At 67.6% G+C, this 17,805-nt stretch carries 15 protein-coding genes; 4 read left to right on the top strand and 11 right to left on the bottom strand.

The window, feature by feature from the left end:
* The first annotated feature begins 140 nt into the window (after positions 1–140).
* Positions 141–2,477, top strand: a complete 2,337-nt coding sequence (locus tag QMX79_RS15115; protein WP_282247459.1) for a family 20 glycosylhydrolase — start codon at positions 141–143, stop codon at positions 2,475–2,477.
* 199 nt (positions 2,478–2,676) lie between these two features.
* Here QMX79_RS15115 and QMX79_RS15110 read toward each other — a convergent pair whose 3' ends face one another.
* Positions 2,677–3,066, bottom strand: coding sequence for a VanZ family protein (locus QMX79_RS15110; RefSeq protein ID WP_282247458.1), 390 nt, complete (start codon positions 3,064–3,066; stop codon positions 2,677–2,679).
* A gap of 1 nt (position 3,067) precedes the next feature.
* On the bottom strand, positions 3,068–4,252 hold the full coding sequence (locus tag QMX79_RS15105; RefSeq protein ID WP_282247457.1) for an SAM-dependent methyltransferase: 1,185 nt from the start codon (positions 4,250–4,252) through the stop codon (positions 3,068–3,070).
* A 55-nt stretch (positions 4,253–4,307) separates the two neighbouring features.
* Here QMX79_RS15105 and QMX79_RS15100 point away from each other — a divergent pair, with 55 nt between their 5' ends.
* A complete protein-coding gene (locus QMX79_RS15100; RefSeq protein WP_282247456.1) occupies positions 4,308–5,045 on the top strand; it encodes a pteridine reductase in 738 nt (245 codons plus the stop codon).
* A gap of 350 nt (positions 5,046–5,395) precedes the next feature.
* On the opposite strand, the gene folK is transcribed toward QMX79_RS15100, so the two are convergent.
* Positions 5,396–5,881 carry a 2-amino-4-hydroxy-6-hydroxymethyldihydropteridine diphosphokinase gene (gene folK, locus QMX79_RS15095; RefSeq protein WP_282247455.1) on the bottom strand — a complete coding sequence of 162 codons (486 nt, stop codon included), beginning with the start codon at positions 5,879–5,881 and terminating at the stop codon, positions 5,396–5,398.
* A gap of 84 nt (positions 5,882–5,965) precedes the next feature.
* Between folK and QMX79_RS15090 the strand changes: the two genes are divergently transcribed.
* A complete protein-coding gene (locus tag QMX79_RS15090; protein ID WP_282247454.1) occupies positions 5,966–6,703 on the top strand; it encodes a 20S proteasome subunit A/B in 738 nt (245 codons plus the stop codon).
* Positions 6,704–6,710: 7 nt separating this feature from the next.
* On the opposite strand, the gene QMX79_RS15085 is transcribed toward QMX79_RS15090, so the two are convergent.
* From QMX79_RS15085 to QMX79_RS15070, 4 genes are all read right to left on the bottom strand, one after another.
* Positions 6,711–8,225 carry an ATP-binding protein gene (locus QMX79_RS15085; RefSeq protein ID WP_282247453.1) on the bottom strand — a complete coding sequence of 505 codons (1,515 nt, stop codon included), beginning with the start codon at positions 8,223–8,225 and terminating at the stop codon, positions 6,711–6,713.
* A gap of 3 nt (positions 8,226–8,228) precedes the next feature.
* On the bottom strand, positions 8,229–8,669 hold the full coding sequence (locus QMX79_RS15080) for a response regulator (protein ID WP_193059234.1): 441 nt from the start codon (positions 8,667–8,669) through the stop codon (positions 8,229–8,231).
* Positions 8,666–10,489, bottom strand: a complete 1,824-nt coding sequence (locus QMX79_RS15075; RefSeq protein ID WP_282247452.1) for an ATP-binding protein — start codon at positions 10,487–10,489, stop codon at positions 8,666–8,668. The genes QMX79_RS15080 and QMX79_RS15075 overlap by 4 nt, the downstream gene beginning before the upstream one ends.
* A gap of 192 nt (positions 10,490–10,681) precedes the next feature.
* Positions 10,682–11,059: a BON domain-containing protein gene (locus QMX79_RS15070; protein ID WP_282247451.1), complete on the bottom strand. Its 378-nt coding sequence runs from the start codon at positions 11,057–11,059 to the stop codon at positions 10,682–10,684.
* A 170-nt stretch (positions 11,060–11,229) separates the two neighbouring features.
* Here QMX79_RS15070 and QMX79_RS15065 point away from each other — a divergent pair, with 170 nt between their 5' ends.
* Positions 11,230–12,273 carry an oxidoreductase gene (locus QMX79_RS15065; protein ID WP_282247450.1) on the top strand — a complete coding sequence of 348 codons (1,044 nt, stop codon included), beginning with the start codon at positions 11,230–11,232 and terminating at the stop codon, positions 12,271–12,273.
* A 1-nt stretch (position 12,274) separates the two neighbouring features.
* Here QMX79_RS15065 and gnd read toward each other — a convergent pair whose 3' ends face one another.
* The 4 genes from gnd to QMX79_RS15045 form a co-directional block, all read right to left on the bottom strand.
* Positions 12,275–13,180, bottom strand: coding sequence for a phosphogluconate dehydrogenase (NAD(+)-dependent, decarboxylating) (gene gnd, locus QMX79_RS15060; RefSeq protein WP_282247449.1), 906 nt, complete (start codon positions 13,178–13,180; stop codon positions 12,275–12,277).
* Between the two features lie 3 nt (positions 13,181–13,183).
* Positions 13,184–14,470 carry a hypothetical protein gene (locus tag QMX79_RS15055; protein WP_282247448.1) on the bottom strand — a complete coding sequence of 429 codons (1,287 nt, stop codon included), beginning with the start codon at positions 14,468–14,470 and terminating at the stop codon, positions 13,184–13,186.
* 13 nt (positions 14,471–14,483) lie between these two features.
* A complete protein-coding gene (locus QMX79_RS15050; RefSeq protein WP_282247447.1) occupies positions 14,484–15,158 on the bottom strand; it encodes a DUF2242 domain-containing protein in 675 nt (224 codons plus the stop codon).
* 115 nt (positions 15,159–15,273) lie between these two features.
* Complete coding sequence (locus tag QMX79_RS15045) at positions 15,274–17,451, bottom strand: carboxy terminal-processing peptidase (RefSeq protein WP_282247446.1); 2,178 nt, start codon at positions 17,449–17,451, stop codon at positions 15,274–15,276.
* Positions 17,452–17,805 lie beyond the last annotated feature (354 nt).

The raw sequence follows: 17,805 nt of genomic DNA, 5'->3' as shown, positions 1-17,805 counted from the left end.
TTTTTCTCGGATTATATTATAATATTGCGTTTGGGTCGGGGCGAACGGGGCCGCCGCTACCCAGTGGGCCGTTCCGGCCCACTGAAAACGGGCCCGGAACCGGGCCCGTTTTTTTTAACCCGCACCAAAGGAATGACCCGATGCACACCCGCACCCGTCGTACCTCGCTGTCGCTGCTGCCGCTGGCCTTGGCGCTCTCGCTGGCCCCGCTCGCACATGCCACCGATGCCCAGGCCCCCGATGGCCCGCGCGCCCTGCCCGGCTCGTTGCCGCTGATTCCCGCCCCCGCCCAGCTGCAACGCCTTGAGGGCGCGGGCTACACCGTCACTTCCACGACCGCGCTGCGCGCGCAGGGCGCGGCCGCCCAGCGCGTGGCCGGCCTGTTCGCGACCCAGCTGCAGCACAGCGGCGGTCCGACCCTGGTCGTGGCCACCGCACGCGGCAATGACGGTATCCGCTTCGTGCTCGACGCTACCCTGAAGACCGGTGCGGAGGGTTACCAGCTGCGCAGCGATGCGCGCGGCGTGACCGTGCAGGCCGCCACCGAAGCGGGCCTGTTCTATGGCGCGGCCACCCTGTCGCAGCTGCTCACCGGCGGCAGCAACGGTGTCGTGCCGGCACTGAAGATCGACGATGCGCCGCGTTTCACCTGGCGCGGGCTGATGCTCGATTCGGCGCGCCACTTCCAGAGCCTGGACGAGATCAAGCGCGTGCTCGACGCGATGGCCGAACAGAAGCTCAACACCTTCCATTGGCATCTCACCGATGACCAGGGCTGGCGCATGGAGATCAAGCGCTACCCGAAACTTACCGGTGTCGGCAGCTGCCGCATCCCGGCCGGCGATGGCGGCCGCGATCCGGCCACCGGCGCGCCGCGACCCTACTGCGGTTTCTACACGCAGGACCAGATCCGCGAGGTGATCGCCTACGCCGCCGCGCGCCACATCCAGGTGATTCCGGAAATAGACGTGCCCGGCCATGCCACGGCCGCCATTGCCGCCTACCCCGAACTCGGCACGATCGATACGCCACTGCAGCCGCTGAGCGAATGGGGCGTGTTCCCGAACCTGTTCAACACCGAGGAGAGCACGTTCCAGTTCCTGGAGAACGTGCTCGAAGAGGTCATCGAACTGTTCCCCGCCAAGTACGTCCACGTCGGCGGCGACGAAGCAGTCAAGGACCAGTGGGAGGCCAGCCCGCGCGTGCAGGAACGCATGCGCGAAGTGGGCGCGGGCACTGAAAATGAAATGCAGGCGCACCTGATCAAGCGCCTGGAGAAGTTCCTGGAGCAGCACGACCGCCGCCTGATCGGGTGGGATGAAATCCTAGAAGGCGGCCTGCCGCCGGAAGCCACGGTGATGTCCTGGCGCGGTACCGAGGGTGGCCTCAAGGCCGCCAGCGAAGGCCACGACGTGGTGATGTCGCCAGTCACCGACATGTACATGGACTACCTGCAGACCAACTCGGAGAACGAGCCGCCGGGTCGCCCGCTGACCACCCCGCTGGCCCGCGTGTATGGCTTCGAGCCGGTGCCGGATGCCTTGGCCAGGGACAAGGAGCAGCACATCCTCGGCCTGCAGGCCAACATGTTCACCGAGCACACCCGCAGCGTCGCCCGGCTGCACCACAACGTGTTCCCGCGCCTTGCCGCGGTGGCCGAAACCGGCTGGACGCCGCGTGACCGCCGCAACTTCGCCGATTTCCTGGCCCGGCTGCCCTCGCAGCTGCAGCGCTGGCAGGCGATGGGCATCGCGTATGCGCAGACGCCGTTCGAAGTGGAAGCCGATGTCACCGACGACCGCAAGGCCGGCACCGCCACGCTGGCCCTGCGCAACCCGCTCAACTATGAAATCCGCTACAGCGTGGATGGCAGCGCGGTCACCGCGCAGTCGCCGCGCTACGACGCGCCGCTGACCCGGCCGCTTCCGGTGGGCGTACAGGCCGCGACCTTCTTCAATGGGCAGGCACTGGCCAAGGCGGCGAGCCGCTTCGACATCACCGCGCAGTCACTGCTGAGCCGCAACGACGAGCATCTGGCGATGTGTCCGGGCGAAGGCAAGCTGCTGCTGCGGCTGGAGGACGATGGCCCAGCCGACGGCCAGCGCGCGATCTTCAACGTGAACATCTTCAACCCGTGCTGGCTGTGGGAAGGCGCGGATGTGGAGGGCATTGCGAAGCTGCGGGTACGCGCGGGGCAGATTCCGTATTACTTCCAGCTGGCCCACGACGAGCCGCAGCGGCGCTTCGTGCCGGCGCGCAGCGCACACGGCGAGATGGACATCCTCAACGCGCAGTGCGATGGCAAGCCGCTGGCCAGCGTGCCGCTGCCGGCCACGCCCGGTGCCGATGGTTTCATCACGCTGGAAGCGGCGCTGCCGCGTTCGCTGAAGGGCCGCCAGGACCTGTGCGTGCGCTTCACCGGTGACACCCGGCCCACCATGTGGGTGCTGGACACGCTGGAGCTGGTACCGCGTTGATGATGAGAGGGTGCCGGCCCACAGCCGGCACCCTCGTTGGAGGAATGGGTAGGGTCGGTTCCCAAACGACCGCAGTGAACGTATCAACGCCCGGTAACGCATGACCTGCAACGAAGCAAACGCCGTTGTCGTTGCTTGCAATGCGTTACCGGGGTTACAACCGTTATCGGCGGTCGTTTGGGAACCGACCCTACCCCGATCAGCCTTTCATCCGAATGAGCAGGTCACGGAGCGGCGTGAACACCATCGCCATGCCCGCGACCACGCCGACGCTGTTGGCCAGCGCATCCATCGGGTCGGCCATGCGGTCGGTGGTCAGTGCGCCCTGCAGGAACTCAATGCCCACGCCCAGCAGCACCAGCCCGGCGCCGGCCCACAGCAGCGCCGCGCGCGTGCGGTAGATCTGCACCGCCGCCGAGGCCAGCAGGAAGTACGCCAGGAAATGCTCGACCTTGTCGCTGTTCTGCGGCAATGCCAGCGGCGGTGGCGGGATCAGGCAGACCACGATCGTCACCACGATCGCCAGCCACCACAGCCCCAGCCACACGCGCGGGAAGCGCAGCGGCTTCAGCATGCCGGCTGCGGTCATCTCAGAGCCGCCAGGTCAGGTCGCCCAGCAGGAACGCCGGGTCGAAATCCACGTCGCGCTGGAAGCCCATCACCTGGAAGAGCTCGCCCATCTCGCTGGGCAGGGTGAGCTTCTTGACCTGGTCGCGCAGGCGCAGCTTGCCGATCTCGTCGGCTCGCTCCTCGGCCATGGCCAGCAACCCATCCAGGCCATTGCCGAGCAGGAAGCTGGACTGGGTGCAGTAGCCGGCCAGCTCGAAACCCGCATGCGTGCCAGCCTCGGCCAGCGCGGTGAAATCCACCGACGCGGTCAGGTCCTGCAGGCCCGGCCACAGGAACACGTCGTTGTGCACGTGGTGGCGGTAGAAGGCGCGCACGGTGCCGTCGTCGCGGTCATCGCGGTAGTACTCGTTGCGCGGGTAGCCATAATCGACGAACAGCATCGCGCCGCGTTTCAGCCCGCCAGCCACCGCCTGGATCCAGTACGGCAGGTGCGGCAGCAGCTCGGAACGGTAGCCATCGGCGAACGGCTTTTCCCGGTAGCGCTCCAGGTGCCGCACGGCCGAGGTCAGCATGGCGTCGGCCGGCTGCGCGCCGCGGATGAAGCGTCCGTCGGCATCCAGCTCCACGGTTTCCTCATAGACCATGCCGTCGCGCGCAAGGAAGCGCGGGGTCGGCAGGGCGTCGATCACTTCGTTGGCGAACACCACGCCGTCCCAGTCATCGTCGAACGGGCCGTCCAGCCATTCCACCAGGGCAAACAGCGGCGGCACCAGCGCCTTTTCCAGGCGCTCGCGCTGGCGCTCGCGCAGGTCTGCGCTGGGTTCCAGGATCGCGTAGCGCTCCGGCAGCGCATCCAGTTCCAGCATGCGCTTGAGCAGGATCTCGGCGAACGCGCCGCTGCCGCCACCCAGTTCCAGGAAGCGTGCCTGCGGGCCCAGCTGCTGCATCACCGGGGCGATGGCGTTGGCCAGGGTGGCGGTGAACAGCGGGCCCAGCTCCGGGGCGGTGGTGAAATCGCCATCCGCACCGAACTTGCTGGCGCCGGCGCTGTAATAGCCCCAGCCTGGCGCATACAGGCTCAGTTCCATGAACCGGGCAAACGGCATGGCGCCGCCGTTGGCGAGGATTTCCGCGCGCAGGGCGGCGGCCAGTTCGTCGCTGTGGGCCAGGGCGTCGGCATCGGGCGTGGGCAGGGAAGAATGCATGGTGCGGGCGATTGCGGTGACAATGCACAGCATAGCCGAGCAGGAAGGAGCCCCGATGACCGCCACCACACCCGTCGTGCTGATCACCGGCAGTGCGCGCCGGATCGGCGCGGCCATTGCCCGCCAGTTCCATTCGTGCGGCTGGTCGGTGGTGCTGCATGCGCACACCTCCACCGCCGAGCTGCAGCAGATGGCCTTCGACCTGGACATGCTGCGCCCCGGCAGCGTGCTGGCCCTGCAGGCCGACCTGCGCGACGCGCAGGCCCTGCCGGACCTCGTGGAACAGACCGTGGCCCAGTTCGGGCGGCTGGATGCGCTGGTCAACAACGCCTCCAACTTCTACCCCACCCTGCTCGGCCAGATCACCGCCGACCAGTGGGACGACCTGTTCGCGGTGAACGCCCGCGCGCCGCTGCTGCTGGCCCAGGCCGCCGCGCCGCAGCTGCGCCGCCACCAGGGCTGCATCGTCAACCTCACCGACCTGCACGGCACCCAGCCGATGCGCGACCACCCGGTCTACGCCGCGGCCAAGGCCGCGCTGGAAATGATCACCCGTTCGCTGGCGCTGGAACTGGCGCCGAAGGTCCGGGTCAACGCGGTGGCGCCGGGCGCGATCCTGTGGCCCGAGCAGGGCAAGGATGATTTCGCCCAGCAGGCGCTGCTGGCGCGGACCCCATTGGGCCGCACCGGCACGGTGGATGAGATCGCCGAGGCGGTGTACTGGTTGGTCAACGACGCCCCGTTCGTGACCGGGCACACGTTGCGGGTGGATGGCGGCCGGCAGTTGACCTGATGGGGGCATTGGTTGGTTGATCCGGATCCCAATGGGCCCGTACCAATTCGTAGCCCCGGCCGTTGGCCGGACACCGCGCGCAGCGCGGCCCAAGCGTCCGGAGCCCGAAATGCGGTCGGTTGCGACCATGCGCCCGGGTGTGCAACCAAAACGAAACCGTGCATCAGACGTCGTGAACGCCTGACGGGCTTCTTCGGAACGTGTAAACGCCGGGGTGTTGACCGCGTGCGTTATGTAAACGCCTCCGGACGCTTGGGCCGCGCTACGCGCGGTGTCCGGCCAACGGCCGGGGCTACGAATTGTTACGTAACGTCCGGAAATTCCGACCAATCAACCATGGGCACCATTGTTTACCCCAGTTCCACGACCTCGAACACGTCGCCGAACTGTTTGTGCGCCCGCCACAACGTGGCCAGGTCCAGGCCGCTGACCGGGTCGATGAAGTCCGGCGCGATATCCGCCAACGGCTTGAGCACGAAGGCGTGCTTCAGCTCCGGGCGCGGAATCCGCAGGTGCCCCGGCCCTTCCACGATCAGGTCGCCGTAGAACACCACGTCGATGTCCAGTGTCCGGTCGCTGAAACGCGGCCCGCTGCGGTCCCGCCCATGGGCGTCTTCCACGTCATGCAGCCACTGGTCCAGGGCCTCCAGCGGCTCGTCGGTCTCGATCGCCACCGCGTTGTTGAGGAAGGCCGGGCCGTCGAAGCCCACGGCGGCGGTGCGGTAGGCCGGGGAGACCCGGATATCGCCGAAACGCCCGCGCAGCGCGGCCACCGCAGCGTGAAGATGCTGCTGCGGTTGCAGGTTGCTGCCCAGGCTCAGGAGCACAGTGGTCATGGTATTCAGCGTACGTGGGGCGAATCCACACGGGGCCAACAGGGGCTCCGCATAGAATCGGGGTGCACATCATAGGACACCGACATGACCTATTGCGTCGGCATTGCGGTGGATGAGGGCCTTGTCTTCGCCGCCGATACCCGTACCAACGCGTCGCTGGACGACGTACGCGTGCACCGCAAGCTGCACGAATTCGAGTTTCCCGGCGAGGCCGCCTTCGTGATCATGGCCGCCGGCAACCTGGCCACCACCCAGCTGCTGATCTCGCGGCTGCACCGCGACGTGGAGGAACAGCGGCCGGAGAACCTGCGCGCCTACCGGCACCTGTTCGAGGTGGCCGAGTACGTGGGCCGGGTGCTGGTGGACAGCCAGGTCAAATGCAGCAACCCGGAACACGGCCATGACGGGGTCAACACCCAGGCGACCCTGATCCTGGGCGGCCAGGTCGGCGGTGAACACCCGGGCATGTACATGATCTACCCGCTGGGCAACGCGATTGCCGCCTCGCCGGAAACGCCCTTCCTGCAGATCGGCGAATCCAAGTACGGCAAGCCGATCCTGGACCGCATCATCCGCCCGCAGACCCGGCTGGACGATGCGGCGCGCACGGCGATCGTGTCGCTGGATTCGACCATCCGTTCCAACCTGTCGGTGGGCCTGCCGGTCGACCTGGTGCTGCTGCGCGCCGGCGACCTGCGCATCAGCCACCGCATGCGCCTGGCCGGCGACAGCCCGCTGTACGCCGAAATCCATGGCAACTGGTCGCGCCGGCTGGAACACGCCGTGGCCAGCCTGCCCAGCTTCCCCTGGGAAGATGGGTAGGCGCGCCCTACCCCGCAAGCGCCTCGGCCACCGAACGGAACACCTGCTGCATTTCCAGCGGCTTGCGCAGCACGTGCACCTCGACACCGTCCGGGAAGGTTTCCAGCGGTACCGGAACCTCGGCGTCTTCCAGCACCAGCGCCGGGCCGCGATAGCCCAGCGCGGCCATCTCATCGAGCAGGTGGCTGGCTGAAAGCAGCTTGGCCCCGGCATCGGCGATCACCAGCGCCGGCATCGCCTCCTGCTGCATCCAGCGCAGCGCGGCACCGCCATCGGAGGCCAGCTGCAGGTGGTAGCCCTGGCTGGACAACGCATTGCCCAGCAGCGACAGCCGGGTGGCTTCGCCATCGACCACCAGGATCGACTGCCCGGTACCGGCCGCTATCGGCTGTGCCTGCGGGACCGTATCGACCGGTTCCTCGCGCATCGGCAGCCGCAGTTCGAACCGACTGCCCACGCCCGGCGTGCTTTCCACCCGGATGCTGCCCTGGGCGCCTTCGACGATGCGCTTGCAGGAGATCAGCCCCAGGCCGGTGCCGTTGGCCTTGGTGGTGAAGAACGGATTGAACAGGTGCGCCAGCACCTCGGCGCTCATGCCCACGCCTTCGTCGGTCACCGAGATGCGCAGCCAGTCCTGGCCGTGCACATCCGGGTCGGCCGCCGCGCGCAGGGTGAGGCGCCCGCCATTGGGCATGGCCTGGATCGCGTTGAGCGCCAGGTTCAGCAGCACCTGCTGCAGCTCGGTGTAGTTGGCATCCACCGCCAGGGCCGGGTCGTCCACGTCCAGGTGCAGGCTCACCTGCGCCGGCAGAGTACTGCGCAGCAGCAGTTCCATCGCCTCGAACAGATGGGCGATCTGGATCCGCTCGCTCGGGCTGCGCGAGCCACGCACGAATGACAGCATGGATTCGGCCATTTCATGCCCGCGCCGGCCACATTCGGCGATCACGTCGGCCAGGTGGTGCAGCTGCGGATCGTCGGTGCGGGCCTTCAGCAGCTCGGGCATGATCAGCAGCGGCTGCAGGATGTTGCGCAGGTCGTGGCTGAGCCCGGCAGCCAGCAGCGACAGGCTTTCCAGCCGCTGCGCACGCATCAGCTCAGCTTCAACCCGCTGGCGGTCGATGGTGCCACGTGCCTCGCGCACGGCGCGCGCCACCGCCGAAGGCAGCCGCGCCGGCTGGTGCTTGATGATGTAATCGTTGGCGCCCTGGTGCAGCGCGGCCACGGCATTCTCTTCGCCGATCGTGCCCGACACGAAGATGAAGGGCACGTCCGGGTGCCAACCGCGCACGATTTCGAGCGCCTGGTTGCCGGAAAAACCGGGCATGGCCAGGTCGGACAGCACGATGTCCGGCGCGAACCGCAGCAGCGCATCGCGCAGTTCGGCGGCGGTCTCCACCCGCTCGAAGCTGGCCTCCAGCCCGGCGTCGAGCATCTGCCCGCACATGAGCTCGGCATCTTCGGGCGAATCCTCCACCAGCAGGATGCGCAGGTGTCCCAGCGAGGGGCCGGTGAGCGGCATGGGTTATTCGACCTCCGGAGCCTGGTTGATCAGCGCCCAGAACTTGCCGAGCGTCTGCACGGCACCGAAGAACTGGTCCACGTCCACCGGTTTGACCACATAGGCATTGACGCCCAGGTCCCAGCTGCGGGCCAGGTCGCTCTCCTCGCGCGAGGACGACAGGATCACCACCGGCAGCCGCTTGAGCTCCTCGGCACTGCGGATCTGGCGCAGCACTTCCAGCCCGTCCATGCGCGGCATCTTGATATCCAGCAGCAGCACCGCCGGCAGGCCTTCCTCGCGGTTGGCGAAGGCACCGCGGCGCAGCAGGTAGTCCATCGCTTCCACGCCGTCCTCGACGTGCACGATGGGGTTGGCCAGGCGCGCTTCCTTCAGGGCATCGATGGCCATTTCAGCATCGGCGGGGCTGTCCTCGGCAAGCAGGATGGTGCGGAGAGCGGTCATGCGACGGGGCCTTTGTTGTTGAGTGCGTCGAGGGAGGAAGGAAGAAGGAAGTGGAACGTGGCGCCCTGGTCCACCGCCGCTTCGGCCCAGATGCGGCCGCCGTGGCGGGCGAGCACCCGGCGCACGCTGGCCAGGCCGATGCCGGTGCCGGAATACTCGCTGGCCTTGTGCAGGCGCTGGAACACGCCGAACAGCTTGTCGGCGTAGGCCATGTCGAAGCCGGCACCGTTGTCGCGCACGCTGAACAGGTGGCTGCCATCGGGCTGGCGTTCGTACTCCACCGCAATCCGCGCCGGATGGGCGTTGGCCGAGTACTTCACCGCGTTGCCGAGCAGGTTCAGCCACAGCTGCCGCATCATGTTGTCGTCGCAGACGAGGATCGGAAGCGGTGCAATCTTCCATTCGATGCGCCGCGCCGCGCCGCCGTGCTCGGCCTCGCTTTTCAGATTGGCATCCAGCAGCGCGCGGGTATCGGCCACCAGCGACTGCATGTCCACCGCCTGCAGGCGCATCGCCGCGCGCCCAAGCCGCGAGTAAACCAGGAGATCGTCGATCAACGTGGCCATCCGCCGCGCCGAGCCGGCGATGACGTCCAGGTAGTGCCGCGATTTTTCGTCCGCGTCCTCGCCGAGGTGCCGGGCCAGCTTGTCCGAGAAGCCGGCGACGTGGCGCAGCGGTGCGCGCAGGTCGTGCGACACCGAATAGCTGAAGGCTTCCAGCTCGCGGTTGACCTCCGATACCTGTTCCACCTTGCCTTCCAGCTGGCGGTTCAGTTCTTCCACGCGCTGCTGCACGGCACGTTGCACGGTGACGTCGGTGACCGTCATCAGCACCACTTCATCGTCGCGGTCCGGCAGCGGCATGCGCCGGGCGTTGATCAGCATGGTGCGCACCTGGTCATCATCGGTGCGCTGTTCGTGCTCGAAGTCCCACAGTTCGCGACCACGCAGCAGCACGTCCATCAACCGCTGCTGCACCGCCGGATCGCTCCAGGCACCCTCGCCCAGCGTTTCCAGGGCGCGGCCGTCGGTGGTCGCGTCGTCATGCAGTCCATACAACTCCGAGAACGCCGGGTTGTGCAGCTGCACCTTCAGTTCGCGGTCAAGCAGCACGATCGGCTCCCGCACGGTGTGCAGCACCGATGCCGCACGTGCCGAGGCGCGCCGCGTGGCACGTTCGGCGGTGGCGCGGTGCAGGATCTGCCGATGCAACAGCCACAACACCAGGCCGAGCAGCAGCAGCTGGACGACCAGCGCGGCCCACGAGACCAGCTCGCCCTGCCGTTGCTGCTGGGCGAACACGGCCGAACGCTGGGCCAGCAGTTCTTCCTCGCGGTCCTGCAGTTCCTCGATCAGGCCGCGGATCGGATAGCGGGTGGTCAGGTCCTGTACCAGTTGGCGCTGGTCGCCGTCGGGGCTGGAACGGGCCAGCTCGGCGGCCAGTTCCATGCGCCGGTCCAGCAGCGACTGGATGCGGCCGATGCGCACCAGCTGTTCGGGATTGTCGCGGGTCAGCTCGGTCAGCCGCGCCAGCCGTGCCGGAATGTGGCGGGCCTGGCCAAGCCGCTCGCGCAGCCCGGGCGCATCGATGCCCTTGGACAGCGTCAGCGCCGCCGATTCCACGTCGCGCACGTCCGCCTGCAACTGATACACGGCGACGCCGACGTCCTGGGTGTGGGTCACCCAGCGCATCGCGTCGAGGTTCTCGTCGGAGAGTCGGCGCAGGGTCAGCCATGGCACCACGATGATGGCCACGGCCGCGAGGCCGAGGGCCGGCAACCGCCAGCGGTCCCAGAGTTCATCACTGAAAACCAGTGCCATAGACCCTCGTTGGCTTGCATGCTCCCCCTCCCCGCCGGTACGCCCCGATCCAGGAGCGACGCCGACAGGGGCGAAGTCCTGAATATACTCCACACCAACGTGAATACGGGACAGGACCGGACAGCGGCGCCGTCCATGAAAAAGGGCGCGCCTGACGGCGCGCCCCGGTGTCTGTGCAGGTGCTGTCGCGGATCAGCGCTTGGCAGCGGCCGCGGAGACCTTCAGTGCACTGGCGTCGACACTCTTGACGCCCTTGATCATCTTGGCCTTGGCAACGGCATTGTCATGCTCGGCCTTGGTCGCCACGGTGCCCGACAGCGATACCACGCCATTCACGGTTTCCACCTTTACTTCAGTGCCGGGAACCTTGCTGCTGGCCAGCAGGTCACTCTTGACCTTGGTGGTGATCCAAGTGTCGGTGACCGGCTCGTCCGAATCATGCATGTCCGCATGGGTCATGGCAGCCTTGTCGGTGGTCTTCGGCGGATCCTTGGCCATGGCCGCCGAGGTGCCCAGCAGCATGCCGAAAGCGAGCGAAGCAGCAAGCAGATTACGGGTAGTGTTGGTCATGTGCGGTGTCTCCCTGGTTAGTGGGCCCAGTGTCGGCGGCGAGGCGTGGACAGCACGTCGCTGCAAGATCACGTTGCCGTGAACCGCTCAGGTTCAACCCCAACAGTTCAGGTTTCCGCACTGCATCATTTGCAATTATTCTTACGCGACACAACGCATCAGGTGCACACATGGCGACGATCGCGCAGGTGGGATTGATCGGATACGGGCTGGCTGGAAGCGTTTTCCACGCGCCACTGATCCAGCACACGCCGGGCCTGGCCCTGCACAGCATCGTCAGTTCGCAACGCGAGCGGCTGCTGCGCAGCTTCACCGATGTGCACATCCACGCGGACGTGGCGCCGCTGCTGGCCGACCCGGCGGTGGATGCGGTGGTGATCGCCACGCCCAATGAACAGCACGCACCGCTGGCACTGGCAGCATTGCGTGCGGGCAAGCATGTGCTGGTCGACAAGCCGTTTGCCTTGAGCACGGCCGAAGCGGAGGCGGTAGTCGATGCCGCGCGCGAGGCCGGGCGCGTGGTGTGCGTGTTCCAGAACCGGCGCTACGACGCCGACTTCCTCACGCTGCGCGGCCTGCTGGCGGCAGGCACGCTGGGACGCATCGCGGAAGTCCATTCGCACTTCGACCGCTACCGCCCGCAGGTGCGCGACCGCTGGCGCGAGAGCGATGCACCGGGCAGCGGATTGTGGATGGACCTGGGCCCGCACCTGCTGGACCAGATGCTGCAGCTGTTCGGCTGGCCCGAGGCGATCAGCGCCGACATCACCGCGCAGCGCGACGGTGCGCGCAGCGACGATTACTTCCATGCAGTGCTGCACTACCCTGCGATGCGCGCGATCGTGCACGCCGGTTCGCTGGTGGTCGCGTCGGCACCGCGCTTTGCCGTGCATGGCAGCGACGGCAGTTACCTCAAGGAGGGGCTGGACGTGCAGGAAGACCAGCTGCGCCAAGGCATCGCCCCCGGCGCACCAGGCTGGGGCCTGGACCCGCAGCATGGGCAGCGGGTGCAGGTGGATGCCGAAGGGAAGGTACGTCGCCACAGCGTGGACAACGCCGTGGGCGATTACCGGCGGTTCTACGCGGCGTTCCGCGATGCGCTACTCGGCGAAGGCCAAGCACCCGTCAGTACTGAAGAAGCATTGCAACTGATGCGGCTGCTTGAAGCAGGCCGCGAAAGCGCCGACAGCGGCCGGCGCGTGGATCTTCGGTAACCTATTCCTTCACCATCGCGTGGCCGCCGAACTGGTTGCGCAGTGCGGAGAGCATGCGGTCGCTGAAGGAATTCTTTTCGCGTGAGCGCAACCGTTCCAGCAGCGACAGGGTGATCACCGGCGCGGACACGTCCAGGTCGATGGCTTCGGCCACGGTCCAGCGGCCTTCGCCGGAATCGGGCACGAACGGCGCGATGCCATCCAGCTGCGGGTTGCGGGCCAACGCGTCGGCACTCAGGTCCAGCAGCCAGGACCGCACCACGCTGCCGTGCTGCCAGGCCGCTGCGACCTGGCCCAGGTCCAGGTTGAACTCGGTCTTGCGCTGCATCAGCGCGAAGCCTTCGGCGTAGGCCTGCATCATTCCGTACTCGATGCCGTTGTGGACCATCTTGCAGAAGTGCCCTGCCCCGCTCGGCCCCGCGTGGACCCAGCCGCGATCCTCGGCCGGGGCCAGGGTGCGGAAGATCGCACCGACGCGCTCGACGGCCGCGGCATCGCCACCGATCATCAGGCTGTAGCCTTCCTGCAGGCCCCACACGCCACCGCTGGTGCCGCAGTCGAGGTAGGTCACGTCTTCCTCGAGCAGCTGCGTGGCACGGCGCATCGAATCCTTGTAGTACGAGTTGCCGCCGTCGATCACCACGTCGCCCTCGGACAGGTGCGGCGACAACGCGGCCAGGGTCTGGTCGACCACCTCGCCGGCCGGCACCATCAGCCACACCACGCGCGGCACCGACAGTTTCGCCAGTGCTTCGGCCGCCGTTGCGCTCACTTCGAAGCCACGCGCGGCCGCGCTGGTGCGGGCCGCTTCACCGGGGTCCACGCCGATCACGCGGTGGCCGCCGCGGTGCAGCCGCTCGGCCATGTTGGCGCCCATGCGCCCCAGTCCAATCATTGCAATTTCCATGACTCACCTTTGCTCGGGTTGCGAATACGTTGACGCTGCGGCGCACTGCTGGAGCTGCGTCTGGATCCAGCGGTGGTACAGCGTGGTATGCAGGTTGTGCAGGCCCAGCTCGAACGCGAACGGCGTGCGTGGATTGCGGTCGAGCAGGCGTGCGATGTGATAGCCCACCGGACGTATACCGCGTGGGTGCACATAAATCACGAACTCCCGGTAGAACGGATCGTCCAGCAGCGCGTCCAGTTCAGCCAGCAGCGGTTGCTGGTCGGCCGGCAACGCGGCGCGCAGCGCCGGGTCGCGCTCGGCCAGCAGCCGTTCGAAGCGACGCAGCCCGGGCCCCGGCATGCGCCCGGCCACCTCCCAGATGCGCCGGTTGATGCGGTCGTAGTAGGCAAAGCCCTCGTGCACGCGCAGCGCCTCGGCGGCTGCCTCGCCCACATCGACGATGACGAAGTTCTCGGCCTGGTTGTTGATGTCGTCCAGGTACACCGGTTCGAACACATGCTCGATGAAGCCCGGCGCGCCGACGAACGCCTGGCGCCCGCGCCGCGAGGTCCGCACTGCCTTGCCGTCGGCGAAGAACTCGCCGGCGTGGTGGCCGAGCAGGATGCTGTCGGTGTCGTGCAGGGTCAGGAAGGTACCGATCGACAGTTCGCCGGGGGTGAACGCTGTATCGAACGCGGCATCGCCATAGAGCTCGCGCTGGGTGGCCAGCTGCGCCACCTGCCGGCCGACACCGCATTCGCTGCGCACCCGGCCGGCATAGAAGGCCTGCACGGCCGCGCTGTTGGACCCCTGCGGGCGGTAGCCGCGGCCGAAGCTGCGGAAGCCCTCCCAGCCCTGCGCGCGTGCACCGCCCGGGCCAAAGCCGATCCAGCCCAGCTGCAGCGCCGAAAAACGGTAACCGGGGTTGTCCTGCAGCCGCGTGGCGGCGCGGCGGGTGGCCTTGCCCAGCTCGAAGGCGTAGGCGCAGACGGTCGCCGGATCGTCCAGCAGGGTCTGCAGGAAGCGCTCGCGCTGCGCGGCGGGCCATGCACGCGGCAGCTGCACGCGCAGGTCGCCGGCCGCCTGCGCCTGGGGCAGGTCGGCCCGTTCGCAGACGGGGCCGCCGTGCACGCGCGGCGCGGCGATGGCGGCGTCCTGGAGCTGCCAGCCAAGGCGTTCGATCAGCGTCTGCACGCAGCTGCCCGGGTCGGTGCGCCCCTCCGCGGCCGGAAGCAGGCCCAGCGTCAGGGCCAGCAGCACGCCCACGGCGCGCGTTCGGCGCGTTGGATGGAAGCCCCTGCGCGGCATGCTCCGCGTCCGCTCAGTGCGCAGCGCCTGGCGTGTCGGCGGCGGGGATCGGCGTCGGCGTGGCCGGCGGTTCCGGCGCCGGCGGCACGTGTGCAGGCTCGGAGACGGGCGCTGCCGGTACTGGCGGAACCGGCGGAACCGGCGCGGCGGGTGCCGGCTCGGGCGTGCTGGCCTTGGCTGCCGGCAGGTACTGCTGCAGGCGGGTGAAGAAGCGACGGTAGAAGTCGCCGTCCTGCACGGTGCTGCTGGCCACCTTCACCAGCGAATCGTCATTGCTGCCGAATGGCAGCGATACCGACCCCAGCGCGCCCACGCCCACGCTGGCCGAGGTGGGGCTCTTCTTCAACGCATAGCGGTCCTGCACGGCACTGATGAACACCAGCGCCTCGTCGCCGCGCGCCGCACACGAGACGCGCAGCACCAGCTGCTCGTGCTCATCCTCGCGTGGCTGGAAATTCTTGTTGCCTTCCACCGCGTCCGGATCGGCGCGGGCAATCGCGTAACCCTGGCTCAGCAGCGTGCGCCGTGCCGCCTCGCAGGCCTGCGCCGGGGTGCCCGGCACGCTGCGCGAGTACATGTCGCCCGAATCGAAGGATTCACGCAGCAGCGTGCTGTCGGCCGCGCGGCCGCCGCAGGCGCTGAGGGTCACGGCCAGCAGGCTGGCCGCCAGTGCATGGGAAGGCCGCATGGGCGCTCCTGCAGGAGGGGATCGCCCGAGCATAGGCCCGGTGGCGTATGCGTGGGGTCTAAACGCGAAGGGCCGGCGTTTCCGCCGGCCCTCCGTTTTTACTTGGTTCACCCGGTCAGTCGGCCCAGCGGCCTGCCGCGGTCGACTGCGGCAGCACCTGCGCCGACAACGGGCGGTCTTCGGCCAGCAGGTTCACCGCATCGGCCAGGATCGCGGCCGACTCGCGCAGCAGCGGGTCCGGGCGCTTCTCGGCCGCCTTCTCGCGGGCGGCATCCTTGACGATGTCGCGCTCGTTGCCGGTCAGGCCATCATCGTTGCTGTCATCGGCCAGCGGGTCCAGGTCCAGGCCCAGTTCCTTGCGGGTGGCCTGGCGCTGCTTGCGCTGGGTTTCCTGGCGCTCGCGCTCGGTGCGGCGCTCGGCCTCGTTGAGCGAGATGTACTTCTTGGCCGCTTCGGTGCGGAACTGCTCCACATCCTCATTCCACCACTGGAATTCCTTGTCCGAGGCGATGCGCGAGGCATGCAGGGTTTCCAGCTTGGGCAGCAGCGGCCCGAAGTTGCCGTACTGGGTGTGCGGAACGGCAGCGATGCGGGTCCACGGCAGCGCGTTGTCGTAGGTGCTTTCACCGTACTCGGTGGCATCCACGCTGGCCGGGAAGGCCAGGTCCGGCACCACGCCCTTGTGCTGGGTGCTGCTGCCGCTGACGCGGAAGAACTGCGCGATGGTCAGCTTCACCTGGCCGAAGCGCTGGGCTTCGCCGCTCGGCCAACGGTCCAGGTCCACGATGTTCTGCACCGTGCCCTTGCCGAAGGTGGTTTCACCGATCACCAGCCCACGGCCGTAATCCTGGATGGCACCGGCGAAGATTTCCGAGGCCGAGGCCGAACCGCGGTTGATCAGCACGGCCAGCGGGCCGTCCCACGCCACTGCTTCGCTACGGTCGTTGTTGACCGTTACCCGGCCGCCGGATTCGCGCACCTGCACCACCGGGCCCTGTTCAATGAACAGGCCGGTGAGTTCGATCGCCTCATCCAGCGAGCCACCACCGTTGTTGCGCAGGTCCAGCACCACGCCATCGAGCTTGTCATTCTTGAAGCCGGCCAGCAGCTTGGCCACATCGCGCGTGGCCGAGGCGTAATCGGTCGCGTTGCGGCGGCGGCCTTCAAAGTCCTGGTAGAACGTGGGCAGCTTGATCACGCCGACCTTGCGCGCCGGCGCCCCATCCTTGGCCGGGATGGTGAGGGTTTCGCCCTTCGCGGCCTGCTCGGCCAGGCGCACCTTCTGCCGGGTCAGCACCAGCATGTGCGGCTTGCCGTCCACGCCTTCCTCGGCCGGAATGAATTCCAGCCGCACCTGGGTGTCCTTCTTGCCGCGGATCTTGGCCACCACGTCATCGATGCGCCAGCCGATCACATCCTCGACCGGACCCGACTTGCCCTGGCCCACGCCCACGATGCGGTCGCCCGGCTTGAGCGTGCCATTCACCGACGCCGGCCCACCGGCGATGATCTCGCGGATCACCACCATGTCGTCCTGGCGCTGCAGCTGCGCGCCGATGCCTTCCAGCGACAGCGACATGGCCTGGTTGAAGTTCTCGGCCGTGCGCGGGGTGAAGTAATCGGTGTGCGGATCGACCGCGCTGGTATAGGAGTTGAGGAAGAACTGGAACACGTCCTCGCCCTTCAGCTCATTGACCGACTTCTCCAGCTGCGCATAGCGCTTGTCCAGCGTCTTGCGGATGTCGGCCGGCTGCTTGCCGGCCAGCTTCAGGCGCAGCCAATCGTTCTTGACCGACTTGCGCCACAGGTCATCGAGTTCGGCGCTGCTGGCCGCCCACGGCACGTCCTTGCGGTCGTACTCGAAGCGCTCATCGCTGCTGAAATCGAAATCCTGCTTGAGCAGTTTGCGCGCGTAACCCACCCGCTCGCCCACCCGCTGCTTGTACACCGCGAACACCTGGAACGCCGGCTCCAGCTCACCGCCGCGGATGGCCGACGAAATGTTCGACTCGAACGGCGCGAACTTCGTGATGTCGGCCTGGGTGAAGAACTGCTTGCTGCCGTCCAGCGATTCCAGGTAACGCTTGAACACGTCCTTGGAGGTCGCCGCGTCCAGCGCGCGCGGCCGGTACGCATAGCGGCTGTCGGACAGCAGCCCGTACACCAGCTTGGAGGTCGTCACCTGGTCGGCTGTGGCCGCCGACGGCAGGGCCGGCGAATCGGCATAGGCAGCCAGCGCCAGCGGCGCGGTCAGCGCCAGGGCCATCAGGAATGCGGGGGCTTTGAATTTCATCGACTTGCTCATGGCACCTTGCCAACGGGGAGACTGCGTGCGGATCAGACCACACGACAGTGCCGAAAGTTGCGGGGTTTGTCATCCACCGCGTCAGAACGCGGATTTCCAGCCTAAACGGCGGCCTGTATCAAATTGTGAATGACGCGGAATTGCCGCGTGGAAAGGGGTTTACGGGCGAAACCGCGCGGCGGCCTGAACCATTCGGCGGTCGGCAGGCATTCAGGCCCCCGGGAAGCCGTGACGGTCTTCGATCAGGTTCATCGCGAGCGTGGAGGGCCCCGCCGCGGCCGGCAGGCCCCGGTGCAAATGTCCCCCGGCGTGGGGCGGGGGGCGCCCCCCCCCCCCGGGTGT

This window comes from Stenotrophomonas sp. PS02300 (genome assembly GCF_029959395.1).
Lineage (GTDB): Bacteria > Pseudomonadota > Gammaproteobacteria > Xanthomonadales > Xanthomonadaceae > Stenotrophomonas > Stenotrophomonas maltophilia_AD.
The sequence above is the reverse complement of the archived record's forward strand: the minus strand, read 5'-3'. Positions and strand labels throughout refer to the sequence as shown.